General features: G+C 62.7%; 20 protein-coding genes. 16 read left to right on the plus strand and 4 right to left on the minus strand.

Annotated elements, in window-relative coordinates; translation table 11 throughout:
- Positions 1-49 precede the first annotated feature (49 nt).
- Positions 50-1,465 carry a PhoH family protein gene (locus BTW08_RS17870; RefSeq protein WP_075563857.1) on the minus strand — a complete coding sequence of 472 codons (1,416 nt, stop codon included), beginning with the start codon at positions 1,463-1,465 and terminating at the stop codon, positions 50-52.
- Between the two features lie 312 nt (positions 1,466-1,777).
- Between BTW08_RS17870 and BTW08_RS17875 the strand changes: the two genes are divergently transcribed.
- From BTW08_RS17875 to BTW08_RS17905, 7 genes are all read left to right on the plus strand, one after another.
- A complete protein-coding gene (locus tag BTW08_RS17875) occupies positions 1,778-2,404 on the plus strand; it encodes an NUDIX domain-containing protein (RefSeq protein ID WP_075563858.1) in 627 nt (208 codons plus the stop codon).
- 89 nt (positions 2,405-2,493) lie between these two features.
- Positions 2,494-2,940, plus strand: coding sequence for a DUF1249 domain-containing protein (locus BTW08_RS17880; RefSeq protein ID WP_075563859.1), 447 nt, complete (start codon positions 2,494-2,496; stop codon positions 2,938-2,940).
- Positions 2,940-3,662, plus strand: a complete 723-nt coding sequence (locus tag BTW08_RS17885; protein WP_075563860.1) for a phosphodiesterase — start codon at positions 2,940-2,942, stop codon at positions 3,660-3,662. Before BTW08_RS17880 ends, BTW08_RS17885 begins: the two co-directional genes overlap by 1 nt.
- A 153-nt stretch (positions 3,663-3,815) precedes the next feature.
- Complete coding sequence (cysD, locus tag BTW08_RS17890) at positions 3,816-4,739, plus strand: sulfate adenylyltransferase subunit CysD (RefSeq protein ID WP_075563861.1); 924 nt, start codon at positions 3,816-3,818, stop codon at positions 4,737-4,739.
- On the plus strand, positions 4,740-6,236 hold the full coding sequence (gene cysN / locus BTW08_RS17895; protein ID WP_075563862.1) for a sulfate adenylyltransferase subunit CysN: 1,497 nt from the start codon (positions 4,740-4,742) through the stop codon (positions 6,234-6,236).
- A 128-nt stretch (positions 6,237-6,364) separates the two neighbouring features.
- Complete coding sequence (gene epsC / locus BTW08_RS17900) at positions 6,365-7,276, plus strand: serine O-acetyltransferase EpsC (protein WP_075563863.1); 912 nt, start codon at positions 6,365-6,367, stop codon at positions 7,274-7,276.
- Positions 7,277-7,423: 147 nt separating this feature from the next.
- Entirely contained in the window at positions 7,424-9,499 is a 2,076-nt protein-coding gene (locus tag BTW08_RS17905) for an alkaline phosphatase family protein (RefSeq protein WP_075563864.1), read from the plus strand.
- 13 nt (positions 9,500-9,512) lie between these two features.
- On the opposite strand, the gene cmoB is transcribed toward BTW08_RS17905, so the two are convergent.
- Together cmoB and cmoA are read right to left on the minus strand one after the other, a co-directional pair.
- Positions 9,513-10,523 (minus strand): tRNA 5-methoxyuridine(34)/uridine 5-oxyacetic acid(34) synthase CmoB, encoded by a 1,011-nt coding sequence (cmoB, locus tag BTW08_RS17910; RefSeq protein WP_075563865.1) that lies wholly within the window; start codon positions 10,521-10,523, stop codon positions 9,513-9,515.
- Positions 10,516-11,265 (minus strand): carboxy-S-adenosyl-L-methionine synthase CmoA, encoded by a 750-nt coding sequence (cmoA, locus tag BTW08_RS17915; RefSeq protein WP_075563866.1) that lies wholly within the window; start codon positions 11,263-11,265, stop codon positions 10,516-10,518. The genes cmoB and cmoA overlap by 8 nt, the downstream gene beginning before the upstream one ends.
- A gap of 119 nt (positions 11,266-11,384) precedes the next feature.
- Here cmoA and pgi point away from each other — a divergent pair, with 119 nt between their 5' ends.
- From pgi to BTW08_RS17960, 9 genes are all read left to right on the plus strand, one after another.
- Positions 11,385-13,034 (plus strand): glucose-6-phosphate isomerase, encoded by a 1,650-nt coding sequence (pgi, locus tag BTW08_RS17920; RefSeq protein ID WP_075563867.1) that lies wholly within the window; start codon positions 11,385-11,387, stop codon positions 13,032-13,034.
- Between the two features lie 24 nt (positions 13,035-13,058).
- The gene (locus BTW08_RS17925; RefSeq protein ID WP_075563868.1) at positions 13,059-13,706 is read left to right on the plus strand and encodes a YqiA/YcfP family alpha/beta fold hydrolase; all 648 of its coding nucleotides are present in this window, start codon (positions 13,059-13,061) and stop codon (positions 13,704-13,706) included.
- A 254-nt stretch (positions 13,707-13,960) separates the two neighbouring features.
- A complete protein-coding gene (gene parE, locus BTW08_RS17930; RefSeq protein ID WP_075563869.1) occupies positions 13,961-15,841 on the plus strand; it encodes a DNA topoisomerase IV subunit B in 1,881 nt (626 codons plus the stop codon).
- 214 nt (positions 15,842-16,055) lie between these two features.
- Complete coding sequence (gene parC, locus BTW08_RS17935; RefSeq protein ID WP_075563870.1) at positions 16,056-18,308, plus strand: DNA topoisomerase IV subunit A; 2,253 nt, start codon at positions 16,056-16,058, stop codon at positions 18,306-18,308.
- Positions 18,309-18,403: 95 nt separating this feature from the next.
- Complete coding sequence (gene serB / locus BTW08_RS17940) at positions 18,404-19,624, plus strand: phosphoserine phosphatase SerB (protein ID WP_075563871.1); 1,221 nt, start codon at positions 18,404-18,406, stop codon at positions 19,622-19,624.
- Between the two features lie 159 nt (positions 19,625-19,783).
- Positions 19,784-21,508, plus strand: coding sequence for an HD domain-containing phosphohydrolase (locus BTW08_RS17945; RefSeq protein WP_075563872.1), 1,725 nt, complete (start codon positions 19,784-19,786; stop codon positions 21,506-21,508).
- Between the two features lie 287 nt (positions 21,509-21,795).
- Positions 21,796-22,848, plus strand: a complete 1,053-nt coding sequence (locus BTW08_RS17950) for a M4 family metallopeptidase (RefSeq protein WP_075563873.1) — start codon at positions 21,796-21,798, stop codon at positions 22,846-22,848.
- Complete coding sequence (locus tag BTW08_RS17955; RefSeq protein WP_075563874.1) at positions 22,845-23,264, plus strand: protealysin inhibitor emfourin; 420 nt, start codon at positions 22,845-22,847, stop codon at positions 23,262-23,264. The genes BTW08_RS17950 and BTW08_RS17955 overlap by 4 nt, the downstream gene beginning before the upstream one ends.
- A 316-nt stretch (positions 23,265-23,580) precedes the next feature.
- Positions 23,581-24,075: a DUF3465 domain-containing protein gene (locus BTW08_RS17960; protein WP_075563875.1), complete on the plus strand. Its 495-nt coding sequence runs from the start codon at positions 23,581-23,583 to the stop codon at positions 24,073-24,075.
- A gap of 87 nt (positions 24,076-24,162) precedes the next feature.
- On the opposite strand, the gene BTW08_RS17965 is transcribed toward BTW08_RS17960, so the two are convergent.
- Positions 24,163-24,909 (minus strand): glycosyltransferase, encoded by a 747-nt coding sequence (locus BTW08_RS17965; RefSeq protein ID WP_075563876.1) that lies wholly within the window; start codon positions 24,907-24,909, stop codon positions 24,163-24,165.
- Positions 24,910-24,921 lie beyond the last annotated feature (12 nt).

Here is a 24,921-nt window from a genome sequence, read left to right on the forward strand (position 1 = left end):
GCGAACGGAGCTACAGCAAACAGGGCTCCAGCAAAGGCTACAGCAAAGGCTACAGCAACTCTTCGGCGGCCAGCGCGAGTCTCGATCTCTCGACGCTTTTCAGGGTGATATGTCCGGCATGCGGCCAGTCACGGAAACGTTCCACGACCGCTGCCATGCCGCAGCTGTTGGCCGTGAGATAAGGGGTATCGATCTGCCCTACGTTGCCCAGACAGACGATCTTGGTGTTGCGTCCGGCGCGGGTGATCAACGATTTGAGCTGCTTGGGCGTGAAGTTCTGGGCCTCGTCGATGATCAGGAAAGTGTCGTTGAGCGTACGTCCGCGCATGAAGGTGGGGGAGCGGATCTGCACGCGTGAGCCGATCAGCTGCCGCGTCGCGCCATCGTTCCAGCTCGACGAGCCCTCGCGCTCGTCGCGTAGCAGGTTGTCCATGTTGTCGTGGAAGGCGCCCATCCATGGCGACATCTTCTCTTCCTCGGTGCCCGGTAGAAAGCCGATGTCTTCGCCCATCGGGATCGGCGCCCGGGTAAAAACGATCCGCTCGAACTGCTTGCCGTCCAGCGTCTGCTGCAGGGCGGCTGCCAGGGTCATGAAGGTCTTGCCGGTACCGGCGCTGCCGGCGAGGGTGAGGAAATCGATGGACGGGTCCATCAGCAGGTTGAGGGCAAAATTCTGACGGCTGTCGTGCGCATGCACGCCCCAGACACCCCCGTGATGACGATAGTTGGTCAGCAGTTGCAGGGTTGCCTTGCGCGGCCCGTGGCCACGCACGATCGCTTCGAACTCCGCGCCGTTGTCGCTATCGGAGACGAGCATTCCCACATGCCAGTCTTCGGGAATGCGACCTTCAAGGTGATAGAAAGTGTGGCCATCGGTGCGCTCGACCATGACCTCCACGTCCAGCGATTCCCACAGACTGCGGCCATCACGGCCGGCATCGGCGTAGACCTTGGCGCCTTCGATCATGGCGTCGAGATCGTCGAACGCCTTGTCGTTGAGATAGTCTTCGACCGGCACGTTGAGCGCCGTGGCCTTGACCCGCAGGTTGATGTCCTTGGTTACCAGCGTGACCGAGGCATCGGGGCGTTCATCGCGAAGCCGACAGGTTTCGGCAAGAATGCGGTTGTCCGGGGAGTTCTCCAACGTCTCCAGCGGCGCCAGATCCTGGTAGCAGAGGAAGCGCAGCCGGCCGGCCGGGCCACCGGTAATACGGGGGATGGGAATGCCTTGCTGGATTTCCTGCGGAGTCACGTGGGCGGTGAGATCGGATAGGGTGCGGCTGATCTGTCTTGCCGTGCGCGCGATCTCGCGCATACCGTTTTTGTGCTTATCGAGCTCCTCGAGCACCGTCATGGGAATGACGACATCGTGCTCCTCGAAATGGTAAAGGGCTGCTGGGTCGTGAATCAGGACATTGGTGTCCAGTACGTAGAGCCTGTTAGCTTTCTTGTCGATTCGTACCATCGGCAAAAGCACTCCTGTGAGTTCAAGGCTTCTCGACCCTGACAGAGTGCGATGACAGATTAATATCATCCGGCTTGCTCCGTCAGTGCCACGCTCGTTCGAACGTAAAAACCGTGTCGGTCTTACCTCTCTGACGGATGAAGTCGATATCAGAATGGCGCGATGCGACGCAAAGCGCTACCCCCTTTTGCCCCTGAATATCGAAAATAATTGCGGGTCGACAGCGCCGGGTAGGCCGGTGAATTATCCCGGTCCGGTTGGAATCGACTTGCGGCACCGCAATAATGGGCTTTCATCCCGAGGAGCCGACTCATGGATCGACACATTGCGCCGATCAACCGCTTCGATGCCGACGATGTCGAGCGAATCGAGGATCAGCCGCTGTATTCGGGGTTCTTCGGCCTGGAGAAACGCCGCCTGCGTCACCGCCAGTTCAACGGCGAGTGGAGCGAGACGATCGATCGCGAGGTTCACGTTCGCCGCGATGCGGTGGGCGTACTACTCTACGATCCAGCCTGCGACAAGGTCGTGCTGGTCGAGCAGATTCGCGCCGGTGCCCTGGACGATGACGTCTCACCGTGGAAGCTGGAGCCGGTCGCCGGACTGGTGGAGTCCGGCGAGACCCCCGCGGAGGTTGCGCGCCGGGAAGCACAGGAGGAGGCAGGCTGCGACATCGTCGAGCTGATCGAGCTCCATCGTTACTACCCAAGCCCGGGTGCCTGTACCGAACAGGTCACGCTGTTCTGTGGTCTGATCGACAGTGCCGGAGTGGGTGGGGTACACGGTGTAGAAGACGAACACGAGGATATTCTGGTTCACGTCATGTCGTTCCCCGAGGCCTGGGACCGACTGATGGCGGGACAATTGGACAATGCCATGGCGTTGATTGGCTTCCACTGGCTGGCGCGTGAGCGAGCCACGCTGAGAGCCAAGGTCTAGCGCGAGCGGGCGGCGTTGCTGCGAAACGCCGCCAATAGTCCGCTCGATATTTGGGCTACGCAAAGGCCGTCAGACGCCGGGAGAACTTGATGAGAAAGACTGCTTACGTGACCGACCTCAAGACACTCCAGGCGGAGTGCAGCAGCAATTATCTGCGGCTTCGTCGTCTGGTCATGAACATGGTGGCGGGGGAAGTCAGGGAGGTGCCGCTCGCCGGTGAACGTGCCCGCTTCGGCACGCTGTGGCTGGAGGTGCTCGAGCAGGCTCCTTACACGACCGTCGCCCGAGTGTCCCAGACCGGCGTGCTGGACGGCTTCGTCGATTCACCGCGGATGACGGTGCATCTTTATCACGACGCCAATATGGCGGAAGTCACCGATTTTCAGCGTCAGCGCCATTTCCAGGGGCGCTACCGTTATCCCAACCCACAGATGCATCAGCCGGACGAGAAGCTGCAGATCAATCGATTTCTGGGGGAATGGCTACAGCACGGTCTGGCCCATGGCCATGCTGCCGAAGTGCCGGAAACGCCCTGATGCGACTGGTTCAGATCAGCGATTGTCATCTGTTGGCCGATCCGAAGGGTGCTTCGCGCAAGGGGTTCCCGCTGCGTCAACTGCACGCCGTGGTCGAACGGGCGCGAGCGCTTCGTCCCGATGTGCTGCTGGTGACCGGAGACATCGCCCAGGATGAAACTTCCGTGGCCTATCGGCATGCCAGCGAGGCCTTTGCGACGCTGGAATGCCCCTGGTTCTGGATTCCCGGCAATCATGACCAGCCGGAGCTGATGGCCGAGTGCCAGCCGTTCCACGAAGAGATCGATCTCGGTGAGTGGCGGGTGCTGTTGCTGGACTCCCGTATCAGCGGTCAACCCGGGGGCGAGCTGGGGCAGCGTCAGCTGCAGCGTCTGGCCAGCCAGCTGGAAGCGGACGATCGACCGGTGCTGGTGGCGCTGCATCATCCGCCGCTGGATGTCGGCTCGGTATGGATGGACGCCATCGGTCTGAAGGACCGGGATGCGCTGTGGCAGACGCTCTCGCCCTATCCGCAGGTCAAGGCGCTGATCTGTGGTCATATTCATCAGGCGTTCGCCGCCTGGCAGGGCATGGTGGCCGTCTATGGCTGCCCGGCGACCTCGGATCAGTTTCTGGCGAAAAGTCACGAGTTCGCGACCGATGAAGCGGCTCGCCCCGGTCTGCGCGTGATCGATCTGCGCGGTGAAGCGTTATCGACCTGGGTCGAACGAGTCGATATCTGATTTTTTATAACTAAAAACGATTTTTGAATGATCTTTGATTCTTTGACGTTATTACCAATGTCTCGCTAGGGTGAGCGTCCTAAGTACGCATTCCTTACGTTCATATTCTGTTTTTGCCGTCTGGTATCAGGTGGCGACAGTGAGACATCGACCATGACAGCTCCTATCGTCAGCGCCCAGCGCCAGACTCATCTCAAGCAGCTCGAAGCCGAGTCCATCCATATCATCCGCGAAGTCGCGGCCGAGTTCGGCAATCCGGTGATGCTCTATTCCATCGGCAAGGACTCCTCGGTAATGCTGCACCTGGCGCGCAAGGCTTTCTATCCCGGGCCGCCGCCGTTCCCGCTGATGCACGTCAATACCACCTGGAAGTTCAAGGAGATGATCGAGTTTCGCGACCGGATGGCCGCGGACGTCGGCATGGAGTTGATCGAGCATATCAACGAGGAAGGGCGCGCCGCCGGTATCAATCCGTTCGACCACGGCAGCGCGAAGTACACCGACATCATGAAGACCCAGTCGCTCAAGCAGGCGCTGGACAAGTACGGTTTCGACGCCGCGTTCGGTGGCGCCCGTCGCGACGAAGAGGCTTCACGCGCCAAGGAGCGGGTCTACTCGTTCCGCGACAAGCACCACCGCTGGGATCCCAAGAACCAGCGCCCGGAGCTGTGGAACCTTTACAACGGCAAGGTCGACAAGGGCGAGTCGATCCGTGTGTTCCCGCTCTCCAACTGGACCGAGCTCGATATCTGGCAGTACATCTATCTCGAATCGATTCCCATCGTGCCGCTGTATTTCTCCGCGCCGCGCCCGGTGGTCGAACGTGACGGCATGCAGATCATGGTCGACGACGAGCGCATGCCCCTGGAGCCCGGCGAGGTTCCCGAGGAGAAGTGGGTGCGTTTCCGCACGCTGGGCTGCTATCCGTTGACCGGCGCCGTGGAATCCAGGGCCGCCACGCTGCCCGAAATCATCCAGGAGATGTTGTTGACGCGCACTTCCGAGCGCTCGGGCCGGGCCATCGACCGCGATCAGGTAGGTTCGATGGAGAAGAAAAAACGCGAGGGGTACTTCTAAATGTCTCACCAATCGACGCTGATCGCCGACGACATCGGACAGTATCTCAAAGAGCACGAGCAGAAAGACCTGCTGCGCTTCATTACCTGCGGCAGTGTCGACGACGGCAAGTCGACCCTGATCGGGCGGCTGCTGCACGATTCCAAGATGATCTACGAAGACCAGCTGGCCGCGATTACCCAGGCGTCGAAGACCAGCGGAACCACCGGTGACAAGGTCGATCTGGCGCTGCTGGTCGACGGTCTGCAGTCGGAGCGCGAGCAGGGCATCACTATCGATGTCGCCTACCGTTTCTTCTCCACCGACAAGCGCAAGTTCATCATCGCCGACACGCCGGGCCACGAGCAGTACACCCGCAACATGGCCACCGGTGCCTCAACCGCGAGCCTGGCGGTGATCCTGATCGATGCCCGCTACGGGGTGCAGGTGCAGACGCGTCGTCATAGTTTCATCGCCGATCTGCTGGGCATTCAGCACCTCGTGATCGCGGTCAACAAGATGGATCTGGTCGATTACTCCCAGGCGCGTTTCGACGAGATCGTCGCCGACTATCGGGAATTCGCCGAAAAGCTCGACGCCAGCGATATTCGTTTCGTGCCGATGTCGGCGCTGGAGGGCGACAACGTCGTCAATCGCAGCGAGCACATGCCCTGGTATCGGGTCGGCGGCGCCCCGGGCCCGGCGATGCTCGAGCTGCTGGAGAGCGTCGAGATCATTCACGACAGCAACCTCTCCGATCTGCGCCTGCCGGTGCAGTACGTCAACCGTCCCAATCTCGATTTTCGCGGCTACTGCGGCACGCTCGAGGCGGGCATCCTGCGCCCGGGCCAGGCAGTGAAAGTGCTGCCGTCGGGCAAGCTTTCCACCATCGATCGTATCGTCACTTTCGACGGCGATCTGGAAGAGGCGTATCCCGGCCAGGCGATCACCGTCACCCTGACGGACGAGATCGACATTTCCCGCGGCGACTGGCTGGTGGCGGCCGATGCCGAGGTCGCCCAGTCGAATGCGCTGGCCGCCGATATCGTCTGGATGCACGACGCGGCCCTCGAGCCGGGTCGGCTCTACGACTTCAAGATCGGCACGCAGGAGATTGCCGGCCGGATCACCGCGATCGACTACCAGATCGACGTCAATACGCTCGAGCATCAAGATGCTGCCAGCCTGCCCCTCAATGCCATCGGCCGGTGCCGGGTCGAACTGACCGCCAGCGTGCCGCTGGACGACTACCGTAGAAGCCCTGGTACCGGGAGCTTCGTGGTGATCGATCGGTTGACCAATATCACGGTTGGGGCTGGCCTGATTCGGGGCGCTATCGACAGCGCAACGCACACATCACCGGCCGGCGACGTCGACTGGCAGGCATTCGAAATCGAATTCAATGCGCTGATCCGCAAGCACTTCCCCCATTGGGAAGCCAAGGATATGGGTGAGCTCTTGAAAGGCGTTTCACGCGAGGCTCGTCAAGCGGGAGGCGGCGGGCAAGAAAAGGCGTGAAGGTAGGCGACGAACCTCACGATTGCCACGGCAAGGCGCCGCAGCGGCAACGTTTGGCCCGGGCGTTGGCAGGTGTATTATGGCGCTCCGGCCCCGACGCTTGCGTCCGCGATTGAAAGGAAACTTCCATGCAACACGTCAACTGGCAGCTCGACGGTATCGTCTCCCAGCTGCGTGCCACCCGTGAACAGTGGCGCGCTCAGAACGGGCGGGAGAAAGAGAAGGGGTGTCGCGAGCTGCCGTCGCGGCATCGTATCCGCGAGACGCTGGAGTTCCTGAGCGGGGCGATCTTCCCGATGCGACTGGGGCCTTCCGACCTGCGCAAGGAGAGCGAGGACTTCTACGTCGGCCACACGCTGGACCGGGCGCTCAATGCGCTGCACGAGGAAGTGCTGCTCGAGCTGCGCTATATGGCAAGACTCAACGGCGAAAAGGCTGCCGAGCATCAGGCGGTGGCGACGCAGATCATTCAGGGATTCGCCGATAGCCTGCCCAGTCTGCGTCGGCGCCTGGACGACGATGTGATGGCGGCGTTCTATGGTGATCCGGCGGCGCGTAGCGTCGACGAGGTGCTGCTCTGCTACCCCGGCGTCCACGCCGTGATCTACCACCGCATCGCGCACTATTTCTATCAGGCGGGAGCCGGGCTGGTGGCGCGGATCATCGCCGAACTGGCCCATTCCGATACCGGCATCGACATTCACCCCGGCGCCCGCATCGGCGAAGGCTTCTTCATCGATCACGGTACCGGCGTGGTGATTGGCGAGACCGCGATCATCGGCAATCGCGTGCGGCTCTATCAGGCCGTCACGCTCGGCGCCAAACGCTTCCCGGCGGACGAGAAAGGCCATCTCGAGAAGGGCCTGCCGCGTCACCCCATCGTCGAAGACGACGTGGTGATCTACGCGGGTGCGACCATTCTGGGGCGTATCACCGTGGGCAAGGGCGCGATCATCGGCGGCAATGTCTGGCTGACCTGCGACGTGGAACCGGGGCGCAACATCACTCAGGCCAATATCCAGAGCGGGCCGTGCCCCTGACGCCAGGCAAACGACGAAGTTCCACGACGCGCGGCTCATGCCGCGCGTTTTCGTTTACGGGGCGCCGCTTTTCGCGAGTCCGCCAAGTCATCGTCAGCGTCGACCGGGGTCGGTATAGTGTGCCCGCCTATTCGGTCGAGATGACATATGCCCAACGAACCCATGACGACGACGCGCTGGCAGCACTGGCGTGAAATGAACCGCCAGCTCTGGCGGTTGGGCCTCATCGCGGTCGTCACGCTGGCCCTGATGCGCTTCGCGTTGTGGCAACTCGAGGCGCCGCCTTCGCTGGATGTACCGGCCAGCGAGATCGCCAAGGCGTTCTGGATGGGGTTGCGCTTCGATGCCAAGATCATGGCGACGCTGCTCGGCCCCTGGCTGCTGGTGGCCACGGCGCTACTGCCGCTGCCGCGGGTCGTCATCGCGAGCTGGCGCCGCCTATGGCTGGTCTGGGCCATCGTGATCATGGTGCTGGTCAACCTGCTGGCATTGATCAACCATTTCTACTTCAGCTTTTATCAGGGCCCGATCAACTCGCTGATCTTCGGCCTGTTCGAGGACGATACCCGAGCGGTACTGCAGACCATCTGGAGTGACTATCCGTTTATCCCCCTGGTGATCGCGCTGATCGGCATGACGGGGACGCAGATCGTGTTGATGCGCCATGGCCGCCGACGTCCGCGGCCCGGACTCGGCTGGCGACGGATGGGTCTTCTCGCTGTGGTTTCCATCGTCGCGCTGGTAGGCCTGGGGCGGGGCAGTCTGGGCGCATTCCCGTTACGCGAGATGCATATGGCGGTCTCGTCGAATGCGTTCGTCAATGACCTGGTGCCTAGCGGGCCGCAGGCGTTCTATCTGGCCTGGGGCGAGCGCGAGGTGAGTCAGATCGATGACGATCCGCGTTCGGGATTGAAGCGTTATGGTTTCGCCACACCCATGGAAGCGGCAGCGGCGCTTGGCTGGTCCGGGGCAGAGACCCCGCAGGCGGTATCCGAGCACATGAGCGACAAGACGCCGGCGGTCACCGCGGCAGAGCGCCGACCACCGCACGTCGTGGTCAGCCTGATGGAGAGCTGGGGACGTCCTCCACTGGATTTCGATGACCCCGAACGCAACGACCTGCTGGGCCGGCTGCGACCGTGGCTGGAAAAGAAAGCCGACTACTTCCCTCACGCCCTGTCCTCCGGTAACGGCACGCATCCCAGCCTGGAAGGACTGCTCTTCGATACGCCGATTACACCGCTGACGCAGGGGCGCTACGGCTATCGACAGTACTCCACTTCGGCGGTCGCGCCCTACGAGCACGCTGGCTATCACACTGTCTTTCTGACGTCTGGCTCGGCCCACTGGCGCAATCTCGATGGCGCGCTCAAGCGTCAGGGCTTCGACGAGGTGCTTGGCGAGAACGCGATCCGGGAACGATTCCCCGAGGCGCAAGGCAGTACCTGGGGGCTCTTCGATGAGTGGATGTTCCGCTACGGCGAGGCGCTGCTGAAGGAGGCCGATGCCAAGGGCGAGAAAGTGCTGCTGGTGATGCTGTCGATCACCAACCACCCGCCTTACGAGATTCCCGAGAGTTACGAGACCGGGCCGCTGGATGTCTCGAGCCTGGGCGATGCGCTTGCCGTCTCGTCCGAGCTTGGCAGCTCGATCCTCGAAACCTACCAGTATGCCAACGACAGCATGGGCGGTTTCCTCGACGATCTGGAGGCGGCGGGCCTGATGGACCATACCCTGTTCGCGGCCACCGGCGATCACAATACCCGTTCGCTGATGAGCTATCCCGACGCCGAGAATCTGTTCGACCAGTTCGGTGTACCGATCCTGATGTGGGTGCCGCCAGCCTATCGGCAGGGCGATGAAGCGCAGATCGACGACTGGACCAGCCATCGCGACATTTTCCCCACGCTCTGGGCGCATTCGCTGTCGGAATCGCGGATACCCTGGGTTGGGCGTGATCTCTACACGCCGATGGCGTCACCCGCGGCGCTGACCTTCAACTACCAGGATGGCGGGGAAGGCGTGATGGTGAGCGAGGCTGGCGCGGTGACGAATCTCGCCGACCCGACCTACTATCGCTGGTCGAATGGGCTATTGGAATCCGAAGCGGCTCCCTCCGACGCGCTGCGCGAACAGGCACGCCGCGCGCAAGCTCGCGTGGGTCTGGAAGATTGGCGGATTCGGCGCGAGGCGGTGGCGACTGAAGAGTCGCCCAAGCCCTGAGCTGTTCGGTCCATTATCTGGGCTTGCGGGCGACCAACGTCGCCCGGCGTGGCGCAGGATGGCCCTCGATTGTCTTCGTCCGGTCGTCCGGATCCAGGAAATCGGCCAGCGAGTGGAAGGTCATCCACTCGGTGGAACGCTGCTCGTCGAGCGTGGTGATCGTCTCGTCGACGCAGCGGACGGCCTCGAAACCGCAGCGTTCGAGCCAGTGTGCCAGCGCGCTCGACGAGGGCAGGAAATAGACGTTGGGCATGCTGGCGTAGCGCTCGCCGGGCATGAAGACAGTCTGTGCGTCGCCCTCGACCACTAGAGTTTCCAGTACCAGCTCGCCACCGGGTACCAGCGCGTCTTTCAACTGCAGCAGATGCTCCAGCGGCGAAGGCCGATGATAGAGCACGCCCATCGAGAACACGGTATCGAAAGCGGCAAGTTTCTCCGGTACGTCCTCAATGCCCACCGGCAGAAAATGCGTGCGGTAACCGTCGGCGTCACCCACGAAGTGGCGCACGGCATGGAACTGATAGTGGAAACGCGGCGACGGGTCGATCACCAGCACGAAGGCCGCGCCGGCCCCCGCCATGCGCCAGGCGTGATAGCCGTTGCCGCCGCCGACGTCGAGAACGCGGCGCCCCGTCAGCGGGGAGAGATGCGGGGCGACACGTTGCCACTTCCAGTCCGAATGCCACTCGGTATCGATCTCGATGTCGCCGAGCCGATAAGGGCCCTTGCGCCACGGCATCAGGATCTTCAACAGGTTCTCGCTGCGCCGACGCTCGGCATCGCTCAGTGCGAGTTCCACCGTGACGCTGTCAGCCTGCAGGTCGACCTGGCGTATGGCCGGCAACGCCGGCAGCTTGGCCACCGCCTTCTCCCACGCCGGCAGATCGCCGTGGCGGCGGCGATCGAGCCCACTTGCCAGCTGCTCGGGCAGCAGCGCCAGCCAGCGAGTCAATCCGATTTCCAGAAAAGCGAGATAGAGTCGGCGTTCGGCGTCCTCGAGCGTGGTCGTCGGGGTGTCAGGCATCCTTGTCCTTGAAAGCAATGAGGGACGCAAAGTTAAGGTACTGAAACCAGGTGGTGACCCGCGAGAAACCGGCCTGAGTCAGGCGTTGGTGGTGCGCGGCCAGCGAGTCCGGTACCAGCACGTTCTCCAGGGCGGTACGTTTCTGACTGATCTCCATGTCGCTGTAGCCGTTGGCGCGCTTGAAATCGTGGTAGCGCTCGACCAGCCAGGCGTTCTCCTGCTCGTCCTCGGCAACAATCTTTTCCGACAGCACCAGGATGCCGCCGGGCTCCAGTGCCGCGTACAGCCGGGCGATCACGGCGTCACGGTCCGCTGGCGGCAGGAACTGCAACGTGAAGTTGAGCACGATCATCCCGCTGGAGCAGTAGTCGACGTGGCGAATGTCGCCTTCGACAAACGTGATCGGGTGATCGGGGCACTCTGTCGCGGCGATCTCGCGAGCTCGCGCGATCATCGTCGGGGAAAGATCGACGCCGGTCAGTGCGAAGGCGTCAGCGGGCAGACGCCCGGCCAGCGCCAGCCCAACGGCACCCAGCGAACAGCCGAGATCGTAGACATGCGCGCCGTGGCGCAGGTGGCGCTCGGCGATGACGCCGAACATGCCGAGTATCTGGCCGTAGCCGGGAATCGAACGCCGGACCATATCCGGAAAGCAGGCCACCACCCGTTCGTCGAACGAGAAGCTCGCCACGCGATCGAGGGGTGTCGAAAAGATGGCGTCACGGTAAGATGCGTCAATCATTGCCGAAAGATATTCTTAATTGGGAGAGCGTGAAGCGAACGGAACGCGTGGGATACGCCCGCTGAGGCGACAGTGTACGTTTTGCGTCTCTTCGCTGCACGTGACAAGGAGAGCCATAGATGTCGATTCGTGAAACCCAGGCATGGAAAGCGCTCGAGCAGCAGCTCGACGGGGGCATGCGGGATGTCCATCTGAAGACCCTGTTCCAGCAGGCGCCGCGCTTCGACGAGTTCCATCTCGAGGCCGCGGGCATTCAGATGGATCTGTCCAAGCAGCGGTGGACGACGGAGGTCCGGGAGCAGTTGCAGTCGCTGGCGCGAGAGGCTGACGTACCTGACGCCATCCAGAGGCTGCTGTCGGGAGAGCGGGTCAATCGCACCGAAGATCGCCCGGCACTCCACACCGCCCTGCGCCTGCCGCGTGATGCCGAACTCGAGGTCGAAGGCGTCGAAGTGGTCAGCGACGTTCACGCCACCCTCGACAAGATGGAAACGCTGGTCGAGAAGCTGTTGAACGGCCAATGGCGCGGTGCGACCGGCAAGCCGATCACCGACGTGGTCAATCTCGGCGTCGGCGGCTCGGATCTGGGGCCGCTGATGGTGACGTCGGCGCTCACCGATTTCGAGCCCGACGACGTCTTCGAGGTGTCGACGCACTTCGCCTCGACCATGGACGGCTCGCAGCTGGCAGATTTCCTGAGCTGGCTCAATCCCGAGACAACGCTGTTCATTCTGTCGTCGAAGTCCTTCGGCACTATCGATACGCTATCGAATGCCTCGACCGCGCTCGACTGGATCGCCACCCGTCTGGGATGCGGCGAGTCGTTGATCAAGCGCTTTCACTTCGTCGGCGTCTCCACCAAGCCGGAAAAGATGACCGAGTGGGGCATCGATCCCGCCAATCAGCTGCTGTTCTGGGACTGGGTCGGCGGTCGCTATTCGTTCTGGAGCGCGATCGGGCTGCCGATCGCGATCCGTGTGGGTATGGACAACTTCCGCCAGCTGCTGGCGGGCGCCCATGCCATGGACGAGCACTTCCGTACCGCCGATCTGGCGGAAAACCTGCCGGTGCAGCTGGCGTTGATCGGTATCTGGAACGTCAATTTTCTCGATATTCGCTCCCATGCGGTGCTGCCCTACGATGGGCGTCTCAAGCACCTGCCCGGGTATTTCCAGCAGTTGGAGATGGAGTCCAACGGCAAGTCGGTGACCAACGACGACGCCGTGGTCGATTATTCCACCTGCCCGGTGATCTGGGGCGAGATCGGCCCCAACGGTCAGCACGCGTTCTATCAGCTGCTGCACCAGGGTACCCAGCCGGTGGCCTGCGATTTCATCGCCCCGGTCAACCGCTACAACGACGTCGAGGACGAGCGCTTCCGTGATGATCTGATGGCTCAGCATCGCCTGGCGCTAGCCAACTGCTTTGCGCAATCCCGGGTCCTGATGCTAGGCGACGATGCGGTGAAGACCGAGGGCACGCCGCCCAGCTACAAGCGGTATCGCGGCAACCAGCCCTCGTCGACGCTGATGTTCGACAGCCTCAATCCGGCCACGTTGGGGGCGTTGATCGCACTCTACGAGCACAAGGTATTCGTGCAGGGCGTGATCTGGAATATCGATTCCTTCGACCAGTGGGGCGTCGAACTGGGCAAGCAGATCGCTACCGAAACCGAGGAAATCATCGCGACCCAGAATGGGTTGGACTCGCTGGACGATTCCAGTCGTGGCTTGATCGAGGCGATCTGGCAGGGACAGAAGGCCCGGTGACGGACGAAAGCGACGGAGCGACGAATGTCGAATGATCCGCAGGCTGGCGTTCGGCCGGCCAGGGCGCTGCTGTATCTGCACGGCTTCAACAGCAGCAGCGCTTCGCCCAAGGCGCAGCTGGTCAAGCGCGCCTGCGAAGCGTTGGCGCGGCACGAAGGGCGTCCGTTCGAGTGTCTGATCCCGGATCTGTCACATCGCCCGAATGTGGCGTGGCAGCAGGCGGAAGCGGCCCTCGAACAGCTGGGGCATGACGATACGCTGCTGGTCGGAAGCTCCATGGGGGGCTTCCTGGCGACGATTCTGGCGGAGCGTCACGGCCTTCGCGCCGTGCTGATCAACCCCGCGGTTCAGCCCGCCCGGTTCGTGGCCGATTATATGGGGCAGACGCTGGTCAACGACGACTCCGGTGAGCGTTTCACGATCGACAATAGCTATTTCGACCAATTGACCGCGCTGCAATGGGACCGCATCGTGCACCCGGCACGCTATCTGCTGCTGCTGGGCGGCGCGGACGAAACGCTGGACTGTCGGGACGCGCTGCGCGCCTATGCCGGCAGTCGAACGCTGATTCATCCGGGCGGCGATCACAGCTTCAATGTTCTGCCCGACTACCTGCCCGCGCTTTTCGCCCACGGCGGCTGGCACGTGCCGGATTCCCTCGAGTTCTCTTGAGGGAGCTCTGCTGATCTCCGGCGGCAAAACCATCACTGTATGCCTGTCCAGTAATGTATCATCGTCGCCAATCCTGCTCGGGGTAGAGAAATCTTGATATCGGTTGTTGTTCGATCATCACGCCTTGCCGGTGTCAGGGCTGCCGCGACGATTTGGCGGCGCGGCGATTACGTCGCCGTGACTTTGACGCGGCAACTTTGATCCAGTGACTTTGACCCAGTGATTCTGACCTTACAAACGTGGCGAGACCCTGCATGACACAATACAGTGCCAGCTCCATCGAGGTGCTTTCCGGCCTCGATCCGGTCCGCAAGCGGCCGGGCATGTATACCGACACGACCCGCCCCAACCATATGGTGCAGGAAGTCATCGACAACAGCGTCGATGAGGCGCTGGCCGGACACGCCCGGACGGTTCGTGTCGTCCTGCTCGACGACGGCGGCATCGAGGTCTCCGACGACGGCCGCGGCATGCCGATCGACATTCACCCGGAACATGGTGTGACCGGGGTGGAACTGATCCTTACTCGGCTGCACGCCGGCGGCAAGTTTTCCCAGTCGAGCTATCGCTTTTCCGGCGGTCTGCACGGGGTCGGCGTCTCGGTGGTCAACGCGCTGTCGACGCGCCTCGAGGTCGAGGTGTGTCGCGAGGGCAATCGCTACGGCATCGCGTTCGAGAAGGGCGAGAAGGTCGAGGAGCTGTCGATCATCGGCAGCTGCGCCAAGCGGGCGACCGGCACCGTGGTGCGCTTCTGGCCGGAAGCCGACTATTTCGACAGCGCCAAGCTCTCTCTGCCACGGTTGAAGCATCTGATGCGCGCCAAGGCGGTGCTGTGCCCCGGGCTCACGGTCGTGCTCAAGGAGACCGACGGCGCCGAAAACGTGTGGCAGTACGAAGACGGTCTGCGTGACTACCTCGCCCAGGCGACGGATGGCTTCGAGGTGCTGCCGCCGTCACCCTTCACCGGCCATTTCGAAGACGAGGAACAGGGCGTCGACTGGGCCATCCAGTGGCTGCCGGAGGGCGGCGAGCCGGTGCTCGAGTCCTACGTCAACCTGATCCCGACGCCGCTCGGGGGAACCCACGTCAACGGCTTCCGCAGCGGTCTGCTCGAGGCGGTGCGTGAGTTCTGCGAATACCGCAGTCTGCTGCCGCGCGGCGTCAAGCTGTCGCCGGAGGATCTGTGGGAGAAGGTGTCGTTCGTGCTCTCGATCAAGATGCTCGATCCGCAATTCGCCGGCCAGACCAAGGAGCGGCTGTCGTCGCGCACGGTGGCGGGCTTCGTCTCCGGCGTGGTTAAGGATGCCTTCTCGCTGTGGCTCAATCACCACGTTGACCAGGCCGAACAGCTGGCCGAACTGGTGATCAACGCCGCCCAGCGGCGCCAGAAGAGCGCCAAGAAGGTGGCGCGCAAGAAGATCACTTCCGGGCCGGCACTGCCCGGCAAGCTGGCGGATTGCTCCGGCCAGGATCCGGTCTCGAGTGAGCTGTTCCTGGTCGAGGGGGACTCCGCCGGCGGCAGTGCCAAGCAGGCGCGCAATCGCGAGACCCAGGCGATCCTGCCGCTGCGCGGCAAGATTCTCAACACCTGGGAAGTCGAATCCGCCGATATCTACAGCTCGCAGGAAGTCCACGACATCGCCGTGGCGATCGGCCTCGATCCGGGCAGCGACGATCTCTCCAAGCTGCGCTACCACAAGGTGTGCATTCTCGCCGATGCCGACTCCGACGGCCTGCACATCGCCACGCTCCTGTGCGCACTGTTCGTGCGCCACTTTCCGGCGCTGGTCGATGCCGGTCACGCCTTCGTCGCCATGCCGCCGCTCTACCGCATCGATCTGGGCAAGGAAGTCTTCTATGCACTCGACGAAAGCGAAAAGGCGGCCACGCTCAAACGCCTCGAAGGCAAGCGCGGCACGCCCAACGTTCAGCGCTTCAAGGGCCTGGGCGAGATGAGTCCGCTACAGCTGCGCGAGACCACCATGGCCGTCGACACCCGGCGGCTGGTCCAGCTGACCCGTGAGCGCGACGACGGCACGCTGGAAATGATGGACATGCTGCTGGCGCGCAAGCGGGCGGGCGACAGGAAAAGCTGGCTGGAAGACTACGGCAACATGGCCGAGATCGAAGTCTGAGCCTTTCTGCTCTCGAATGGGCTCCGCGACGTGACTGCGCGGCTAAAAAAGACTCGCCATTACAGTGTTGCTCGTAGCTCGTAGCTCGTAGCTCGAAGCTTGAAGCTTGAAGCTTGAAGCTTGAAGCTCGCGGCCCGTAGCTCGCGGCGGCTAACAGGTTTAACGAGGGCGCTGCCCTCAACGATTCCACAATCGTGAACAAGGTCAAAATCGTATGACCATGGATATTCAGGTAGCGGAAGGCGACGTCGAACGCCTTTCGCTCAAGGAGTACACCGAGAAAGCGTATCTCGATTATTCGATGTACGTGATTCTCGACCGCGCGTTGCCGCATATCGGCGACGGCATGAAGCCGGTGCAGCGCCGTATCGTCTACGCCATGCGTGAGCTGGCATTGACCGCCAACGCCAAGTACAAGAAGTCGGCGCGTACCGTCGGCGACGTGCTGGGTAAATTCCACCCCCACGGCGATAGCGCCTGCTACGAGGCGATGGTGCTGATGGCGCAGCCGTTCAGCTATCGCTATCCGCTGGTCGACGGTCAGGGCAACTGGGGTAGCCCGGACGATCCCAAGTCTTTCGCCGCCATGCGCTATACCGAGGCGCGGCTGTCGCGTTTCTCCGAGACGCTGCTGGCGGAGCTGGGGCAGGGCACCGTCGACTGGACGCCCAACTTCGACGGCACCATGAACGAGCCGGCGGTGCTGCCGTCGCGCCTGCCGCACGTGCTGCTCAACGGTGGCACCGGCATCGCCGTGGGGATGGCCACCGATATTCCGCCGCATAACGTGGTGGAAGTGGTCGAGGCGACCTGCCATCTGTTGCGCCAGCCCGAGGCCAGCGTCGCGGATCTGATGCAGTATCTGCCGGCGCCGGATTTCCCCACCGACGCCGAGATCATTTCGCCGCCGGCCGACCTGCGCAAGCTCTACGAGACCGGTCGCGGCTCGGTCAAGCTGCGCGCCCGCTACGAGCGTGAAGACGGCAACATCGTGATCACCGCGGTGCCGTACCAGGTCAGCGGAGCCAAGGTGCTCGAACAGATCGCGGCCCAGATGCAGGCCAAGAAGCTGCCGATGGTGGCGGATCTGCGCGACGAGTCGACTCACGAGACGCCCACGCGGCTGGTGATCGAGCCGCGCTCCAACCGTATCGACGCCGACGGACTGATGGCGCACCTGTTCGCCACCACCGATCTCGAGAAGAGTATCCGCGTCAATCTCAACGTGATCGCGCTGGACGGCCGGCCTCGGGTCCTGGCACTGAACGCCATGCTCGGCGAGTGGCTGACGTTCCGCCGCACCACGGTGCGTCGCCGCCTGGAGCATCGCCTCGGCAAGGTCGAGGATCGTCTGCACCTGCTCGAAGGGTTGCTGATCGCGTATCTCAACATCGACGAAGTGATCCGCATCATTCGCGAGGAGGACGAGCCCAAGCCGGCGCTGATGAGCGCGTTCGGCATCACCGAGCGTCAGGCGGAAGCGATCCTGGAACTGCGTCTGCGTCACCTCGCCAAGCTCGAGGAGATGAAGATTCGCGGCGAGCAGGACGAGCTCGAGGCCGAACGCAAACGTCTCAACAAGCTGCTCGGGTCCGAGTCGGCGATGACCGACCTGGTCGAGAAGGAGCTGCGGGAAGCGGCCGAGGCCTACGGCGATCCTCGCCGCTCGCCGCTGGTCGAACGCAGCGAGGCCAGGGCGCTCTCCGAGGTGGAACTGGTGGGCGCCGATCCGGTCACAGTAGTGCTGTCCGATAAAGGCTGGATTCGTGCGGCGCGGGGCCACGATATCGATCCCGCGGGACTTTCCTACAAGGCCGGCGACAGTTTTCATCTGGCGGCACGAGGCAAGACCAACCAGCCGCTGGTGCTGCTCGACGATAGCGGGCGCAGCTATACGCTGAGCGCGCACAACCTGCCCTCCGCGCGCGGCCAGGGCGAGCCGGTGACCGGGCGGATCAATCCCCCGGCCGGGGCGACCATGACCGGGCTGATGCTCGACGTGCCTAGCGCCCGCTATCTGCTGGCGTCCGACGGCGGCTACGGTTTCGTGGTCAGGCTCGAGGATCTGCTGGGCAAGAACAAGGCCGGCAAATCGGTGCTTTCGGTGCCCAAGGGTTGCAATGTCATGTCGCCCAAGGCGATACCGGCGGGCGACGGGGTAAGGGTCGCCGCGGTTTCCAATGAGGGGCGGCTGCTGGTCTTTGCGCTATCCCAGTTGCCGGAGATGTCGAAAGGCAAGGGCAACAAGATGATCGACATCCCGGGCGCCAAAGCGGCGAGACGTGAAGAGTTCGTCCGCGATCTGGTGTTGCTGCCGGAGGGTGCTTCGCTGATCGTGCATGCCGGCAAGCGCAAGCAGACCCTGAAGACGGCAGACCTCGAGTACTACACCGGCGAGCGCGGCCGCCGCGGCAGCAAGCTGGCGCGTGGATTCCAGAAAGTCGACCGACTGGAGATCGAGTCCTGAAAGCACGAGTTGATGATGAATATCTGGTAACGAGTCTTTGATAACGAGCATTTGATAAAGAGAGAAAGCGCATTGCGGCGCTTCGTGGGGAAAAGATGTCACAACGTTTTGTGGTGCGAGCCACCGGGGCTGCACGGCCCGGTCAGACGGCTGCACTGGGTACGGCACTGGTCAGCGCCAACTGCCGTCTGCTGGACCTGAGCCAGCACGTCGCCTTCGGTGAAGTCACGCTGGAAGCGCTGGTCGAGACCGCCGATGATCTCGGCGCGATGCTGCCGACGGCCGGTGACGTGTTCGGTCTGGATTGTCGAGTTGAAGCGGTGTCCGCCAAAAGCGAAACGCTATGGGCGGATGTTGCCAAGGATCCTGTCTGGATACTGACCTTGATGGCACCCGCGCTGTCGGCGGAGGTCATGGCGGAAGTCGGTGCCCTGACGGCCGAACAGGGATTGACCATCCAGCAGGTCAGACGTCTTTCCGCTGAGAGCCGGCTCGATGCGGCCAACTCGCCGGGCGATGCAGGTGCCTGTCTGGAGTGGCGGCTAAGTGGCGCGGTACGTGACTCGACGCTGCTGCGCGAAAAGATCCTTGCCCTGAGCGAGCGTTTCGCCGTCGATCTCGCATTGCAGCCTGCCGATCTCTGGCGACGACATCGCCGACTGATCTGCTTCGACATGGATTCGACGCTGATTCAGGCCGAGGTCATCGATGAATTGGCCCGACGTCACGGTGTCTACGACGAAGTCGCTGCCATAACCGAGCGCGCGATGCGGGGCGAACTCGACTTTCAGCAGAGCTTTCGCGAACGCATGAGCAAGCTCGAGGGCCTCGATGAGTCGGTACTGGCCGACATCGCCGAGTCGTTACCGCTGATGCCAGGGCTCGAGCGGTTGATGGGCTATCTCAAGCGGCTGGGTTATCGCACGGCGATTCTGTCCGGCGGGTTCACCTATTTCGCCCGCTATCTGCAGGCGAGGCTGGGTTTCGACGAAATTCACGCCAACGAACTGGTGATTCGCGATGGCAGGGTGACCGGCGAGGTACAGGAGCCGATCATCGACGCCGAGCGCAAGGCGATGATGCTCAAGCAGATCGTCGAACGTGAAGGCTGGGATCCGGACCAGGCCGTGGCCGTGGGCGACGGCGCCAACGATCTCGAGATGCTGGCGGCCGCCGGCCTGGGCGTGGCCTTTCACGCCAAGCCGCTGGTACGTCGTCAGGCTGCGCTTTCCGTCTCGGTCATGGGGCTCGACGGGCTGCTTTATCTACTGGGCTACTCCGCCTCGGATCTGGCAACGCTCTCTCCAGAGCACTGAAGGACATCACCGTACGCGGATCGGGCGACGAAGAGCGGCTCAGGATCAAGAAGGTTTCAGAACGGTCGATAACGAATTGTTACATAATGTCGGGAAACGGCGGTAAACTCGTCCCCTGAACCGTTCTTCGCGATCGCGCCACGTGTTTTCGGAGCCCTCATGTCCGACTCTGCCTCCACGGATATCTATCAAGCCCCTGCCCTGCGGGAGTGGCTGGAGCCGCTCTGTCTTCAGGGCAGCGTCAATCTGGCATTCGATGCCGCCGGTAGCGCTTTCTGGCCGGTGCTGCTGGACGACGTTCTCCATCCTCAGTCGCTGGTCGTGGATGTGACGACGGCGCCGGCTCTGGCCGAGCCGCTAACCCGGGGCGATCCGTTTCACCTCATCGGTCATGTCAGGGGCGCGCTGGTCCGCACCTCGGCGCTGACGATGATCCAACGCCTGGATGACACGCCGCGGATAAAATTTCTCTGCAGCTATCCGGAGTTCGTCAGCACGCTTCACCGGCGCGGTACATTCCGCGCCCCGCTACGTCCTGAGATGGGGGTCGAGACGCGCCTGACCCTGGCGGCCGACCTGCCCGTCATCGAGGCGGACGTTCGCAATTTGTCGTTGGGCGGATGTCTGCTGGCCATGCGGCTGGTGGACGCCGTCAAGCTGGCTCCCTCGCAGGCGTTTTCCGTCCTCGAGCTGATCTTTCCCAATCAACGGTATCTCGAGCTCAAGGGCCGGGTGCGGCATATCCGGACCGATGACGACTGGACCATGGCGCTGGTTGGCTGCGAGTTCGATGAGTTGTCGATCGATAGCGAGCGATTTCTGTGGTACTGCGTCAAGGAGATCGAGCGTGAGGGCGTGCGCAGGGCATCGGCCAGCGATCAGCCGCTGGAGCCTTCAGCGCTGTTTCGGTTTCCGCAGGGGCGTCGGCCGTCATCGGCCAGATCGGCCGTCACCGCCGATAACGTCGCCGCGGGCGATGCCGGCGCGATCGTCCGGCGTCTGCGCAAAATCGCCGACTATCTCAATGCCCAGAGTCTACAGCTGCAAAATGGCACTGTGATCGCGCCGTCGCTGCTATCACGGCACGCCGATACGCTGCTGACGCTGGGCAGCCAGAGTCGGGAGTCGTTGCTCTATGCACTGGGTTATCTCGAATCCGAGCCCGCTGCCGTGCGACACGCGCTGTCGGTAGCGGTGCGCGCCGCCGATCTGGCGCGCAGTCAGGGGTATGATAACGACTCGCTGAAAGCGATCGTGGCCAGCGCGCTGGTGCACGATCTGGGCAAGGCGTCGTTGCCGAGCAGCCTGCTCGAGAGTCGCGCGCCCCTGAGCGATTCGCAGCGGGCACTGCTGCCGGGGCATGTCACGCAGATCAGCGAACGACTGGCCGAATGCCGCTGGTTATCGCCGGCCATCGCCTCGCCAGTGATCGAACAGGTCAACGAGCGCCTCGACGGCAGTGGTTATCCCCACGGGCTTCGCGGTGACGCTATCGACGATCTGGGCAGAATGCTCGCGGTGGTCGATGTCATCGATGCGCTGACGCGCCCGCGCGCTGACCGCAAGGCCTGGCCGCTGGTCGATGCGTATCGGCATCTGCTGAGTCAGCCGGAGGTGTTCGACAATGTGTGGGTACAACGCTATGTGCGTTTGTTCGGCATCGCCCCCGTAGGCTCATTGGTGCGATACGCCAGCGGAGCGCTGGCTTGGGTGCAGCGATTGGACGCCCAGGGCCGACCCTCGCAGGTCCATCTGGTTCTCAATGCCCACAGCCGCCATGGCCGTCTTGATCGGATCCTGGCCGGCCAGGATCTCGAGCAGCTCGGCCGGCTGTCAGGCGTGGTAGAACCCACGGACTATGGTTTGTCGAGAGTGGCGGCTTGACTCGCTGGACTTTGGCTGAAAACTGCCTGCCCTCGGCCATACGTCGTTAAAAATTGGCTCAAAGTCCTCATTTACACCCCGTAAACTGGGACGCCAGCCCGGTCCCTCTTCGCCGATTTTTGCCTTGTCCGACATTCGCTCGGCGACTTTTCAGACAAACCCCAGGTCGTTGCGGGGAAACGACCTTCAGTTCCTTTCCTGACAAAACGGAACAATGACGCGGCAGCGACGGCCCGAAGATTGGACCACACTGTGAGCATTCACTCTGGCTCACAGGAGGTGATCGAATGGCAGGAACCACTGATTCCACCCGGTTCGCAGGCATCATGCCGCCTCATGTTCTCGAACGCATCATGTCTCACGGCAACGCGCGACTGCAGCAGTGTGCGCGGGCGACGCTGCAGACCGATGCCCAGTTTCGATTGCGTAACGCCACGGCGATCCAGGCGCGGCCCGCCGATAGCGGCAAACCCGGCGAGGCCGCGCGTTACATCTACTCCGCGAACAACCAGCAGACGCTGCCGGGCAATCTGGTTCGGGAAGAGGGCGATCCCGATAGCGGTGACGTGGCCGTCGATGAAGCGTATCGATGGCTTGGCGCCACGCATGTCTTCTACTGGCAAGTGTTCGAGCGCGCTTCCATCGATGGCGAAGGCATGGCCCTGCTGGGGACCGTCCACTATGGCGAAGACTACGACAACGCCTTCTGGAACGGCGCCCAGATGGTCTTCGGGGACGGTGACGGTGAACTGTTCAATCGTTTCACGGCGGCGCTCGATGTCGTTGCCCACGAATTGACCCACGGCGTCATCGAGCGTGAAGCCGGACTCGTCTATGCCGATCAGTCCGGAGCGCTCAACGAGTCGCTGGCGGATGTTTTCGGCGCCATGGTCAAGCAGCATCACTTCGAGCAGAGCGTCGATGAGGCCGACTGGCTGATCGGCGAGGGGCTACTCACCGATCGCGTCAATGGGCGCGCCCTGCGTTCGATGGCCAATCCCGGCAGCGCTTACGACGATCCGGTGCTGGGCAAGGATCCGCAACCCGGTCACATGGACGATTTCGTGCGGACCTCTTCGGACAACGGCGGCGTGCACATTAATTCGGGCATTCCCAATCGCGCGTTTTATCTGGCGGCAAAAGCGTTCGGCGGCTTTGCCTGGGAGCAGGCCGGTCCGGTCTGGTTCGACGCGTTGACCGACCCGCGACTGCAGCGCGACGGCAATTTCGCCGAGTTCGCTCGGCTGACCGTCGACTGTGCGGCCAAGCGGTTCGGCGCCGACAGCGATGCCACGCGCATCGTTCAGCGTGCCTGGGCGGACGTGGGCGTGTTGTCATGAACAGCAAGGGCCGCTTCTGGCTGGAGTCGACCAGCGTATTGCTGGTTAGCCGAGAGGGTGGTTTCGTGGTGACTCCCGGCCTGTCGGCACCCAGGCGAATCGACTGTCAGGAATTGAGCGAGCCGCAGCGCAACAAGCTGCAGCGGGTGCTGGAAGAGCTCGATCGGCAGGGTTCGATCCATCAAAGCGCTGACGCTCACGGCACTGCCGATTCGCCATCGGACTCTCATGGCGATGCTCGACGAAACTCGGGTGCCGCTCCGGCCGGGGCCGACGGACGCTGGTTTCGCGTCACGCTGGAGATTTCGTCGAGTCTTCCTTCACGCGAATGGGAACTGGATGAACGCGCGGCGCCCAGCTCGTTGATTGGCCTGTGGAAACGGGGAGTCCAGATACTCGATGAGAGTGACGATTAACCCGGGAGGCGAGAGTTTACGGGTTTTTTTTCATCCAGCCGGAACTCTTTCGACAGTTCGTCCTCAGAGTAGGTAGCCCAGGACGGGCACACAGCGTAGGCCGAACCTCAATTGGGTTCGGCCTTTTTTTGTGCGTCTGTACGGCCGATTTCGACATCGGGACAGTGCCGACCAATATAGCGTCGGCGAATATAGTAGCGACGAAGATAATGTCGGCGCATTTGGTCGAGGGCGTTGAGTCGTCGTTGTCGATTGGACGTCGAAGCGACGTAAAATCGAATCGACGTAAATCCAGGCGATCGAAAAGCGAGTTGGCATGCGACAAAGCGGTTTCAGGCGTTATCGATGGGTGCTGGTCGGGCTGTTGGTTCTGGCTGCGGTGACGCCGCTGGTCAAGCAGCTGGGCGGGGCCGGAGGGCTCTTTCCGTCGTCCGTGCCTGGCTCCGATACCGGTGATGGCGTTGCCTCCCAGAGCCGCGCCGAGACGACGCTCAAGCATGCGTTCGAGACGCACCGCGAGGCGTTCTGGATCGAAGCGGCGGGAAGGGTCGAGCGTGTCTTGGCGGATGACCGAGAGGGGAGTCGTCACCAGCGTATCATTGTCGCGCTCGCGACCGGGCAGACGCTGCTGGTTGCGCACAACATCGACGTGGCGCCGCGCCTGGCGTCGATCGCGCCGGGCGATCGCTTACGCTTTCGCGGGGAGTATGTCTGGAATGCGCAGGGTGGCGTGATCCACTGGACTCATCATGACCCGGGCGGCGAACGCCCTGGAGGCTGGCTGGAACTCGACGGGCGACGCTATCGTTAGCGACGCTATCGTTAGCGTCGCTAAGGTCGGCTGCGCCATCGTCAAAGGCGCTATCTTTAAAGGCACTTTCGTCGGAAGCCATTGCCCTCAGCGTGCGTAGACACGAACCCGGGGTTTGCCCGGCGGGCGCTGGGCGTGCCAGCGTCGGGAAAGCCACCACATGCCCATCCAGTCCCTGGCGTATCCCGCCACTCGCGCGGGCATCGACCAGCGTGAAGACCGCGGCATCGACGACACCTGACGCCGATTGACGCGGTAGCTGCCGATACGACCGCCGCTGCGGCGAATCAGCAACGGCAGGAAACGGTGCAGGCTTTCCACCGATGGCAGAGAGGTCAGCACCTCGCGCTGAATCAGGCGAAGGCCACAGCGTTCGCTGTCGGCCAGCTCGATACCGAGGGTTCTCGCCACGCGAAACAGCGGCTTTCTCCACCGGCAGCGCGGGTCGAGGGGAATCCCTTCGACCAGGGTCAATCCCTGATGCCGGGCCTCGCAGAGCATATCGGGAATATCGTGCGGATCATCTCTGCCGTGAGCATCGAGCGTGACGATCCACTCTCCGCGTGCCAGGCTGCCGGCTTGCCACAGGGCGGCGTCCGCGCCGAGGGTGGCCGGCTGACGATAGAGCCGGATCCGGCTATCGGTGGCCGCTAGCTGCCTCAGGGTGCCACGGTCGTTTCTGTCGTCGCTCTCGCCCGAGCCGGCATCGATGACGATGAATTCGAGACTCGTCGCATGACGTAGCGCCTGGGAAGCCTCGTCGACAACGTTGCCGACGCGGTGCATGGCGTCCTGGACGATGATCACGAGTGATAGAGTGGGTAGTTCGAGCATGATGAAATCCTG

This window comes from Salinicola sp. MH3R3-1, from assembly GCF_001937155.1.
GTDB classification, from domain to species: Bacteria; Pseudomonadota; Gammaproteobacteria; order Pseudomonadales; family Halomonadaceae; genus Salinicola; species Salinicola halophyticus.

Bases quoted from the DNA above. Each gene is read 5' to 3' on its own strand.
- epsC (WP_075563863.1), top strand. From the start codon at position 6,365: ATGCAACACGTCAACTGGCAGCTCGACGGTATCGTCTCCCAGCTGCGT.
- cysN (WP_075563862.1), top strand. From the start codon at position 4,740: ATGTCTCACCAATCGACGCTGATCGCCGACGACATCGGACAGTATCTC.
- BTW08_RS17875 (WP_075563858.1), top strand. From the start codon at position 1,778: ATGGATCGACACATTGCGCCGATCAACCGCTTCGATGCCGACGATGTC.
- parE (WP_075563869.1), top strand. From the start codon at position 13,961: ATGACACAATACAGTGCCAGCTCCATCGAGGTGCTTTCCGGCCTCGAT.
- cysD (WP_075563861.1), top strand. From the start codon at position 3,816: ATGACAGCTCCTATCGTCAGCGCCCAGCGCCAGACTCATCTCAAGCAG.
- BTW08_RS17960 (WP_075563875.1), top strand. From the start codon at position 23,581: ATGCGACAAAGCGGTTTCAGGCGTTATCGATGGGTGCTGGTCGGGCTG.
- BTW08_RS17950 (WP_075563873.1), top strand. From the start codon at position 21,796: ATGGCAGGAACCACTGATTCCACCCGGTTCGCAGGCATCATGCCGCCT.
- serB (WP_075563871.1), top strand. From the start codon at position 18,404: ATGTCACAACGTTTTGTGGTGCGAGCCACCGGGGCTGCACGGCCCGGT.
- BTW08_RS17965 (WP_075563876.1), bottom strand. From the start codon at position 24,909: ATGCTCGAACTACCCACTCTATCACTCGTGATCATCGTCCAGGACGCC.
- pgi (WP_075563867.1), top strand. From the start codon at position 11,385: ATGTCGATTCGTGAAACCCAGGCATGGAAAGCGCTCGAGCAGCAGCTC.
- BTW08_RS17905 (WP_075563864.1), top strand. From the start codon at position 7,424: ATGCCCAACGAACCCATGACGACGACGCGCTGGCAGCACTGGCGTGAA.
- cmoB (WP_075563865.1), bottom strand. From the start codon at position 10,523: ATGCCTGACACCCCGACGACCACGCTCGAGGACGCCGAACGCCGACTC.
- BTW08_RS17925 (WP_075563868.1), top strand. From the start codon at position 13,059: ATGTCGAATGATCCGCAGGCTGGCGTTCGGCCGGCCAGGGCGCTGCTG.
- cmoA (WP_075563866.1), bottom strand. From the start codon at position 11,265: ATGATTGACGCATCTTACCGTGACGCCATCTTTTCGACACCCCTCGAT.
- BTW08_RS17885 (WP_075563860.1), top strand. From the start codon at position 2,940: ATGCGACTGGTTCAGATCAGCGATTGTCATCTGTTGGCCGATCCGAAG.
- BTW08_RS17870 (WP_075563857.1), bottom strand. From the start codon at position 1,465: ATGGTACGAATCGACAAGAAAGCTAACAGGCTCTACGTACTGGACACC.
- parC (WP_075563870.1), top strand. From the start codon at position 16,056: ATGACCATGGATATTCAGGTAGCGGAAGGCGACGTCGAACGCCTTTCG.
- BTW08_RS17880 (WP_075563859.1), top strand. From the start codon at position 2,494: ATGAGAAAGACTGCTTACGTGACCGACCTCAAGACACTCCAGGCGGAG.
- BTW08_RS17945 (WP_075563872.1), top strand. From the start codon at position 19,784: ATGTCCGACTCTGCCTCCACGGATATCTATCAAGCCCCTGCCCTGCGG.
- BTW08_RS17955 (WP_075563874.1), top strand. From the start codon at position 22,845: ATGAACAGCAAGGGCCGCTTCTGGCTGGAGTCGACCAGCGTATTGCTG.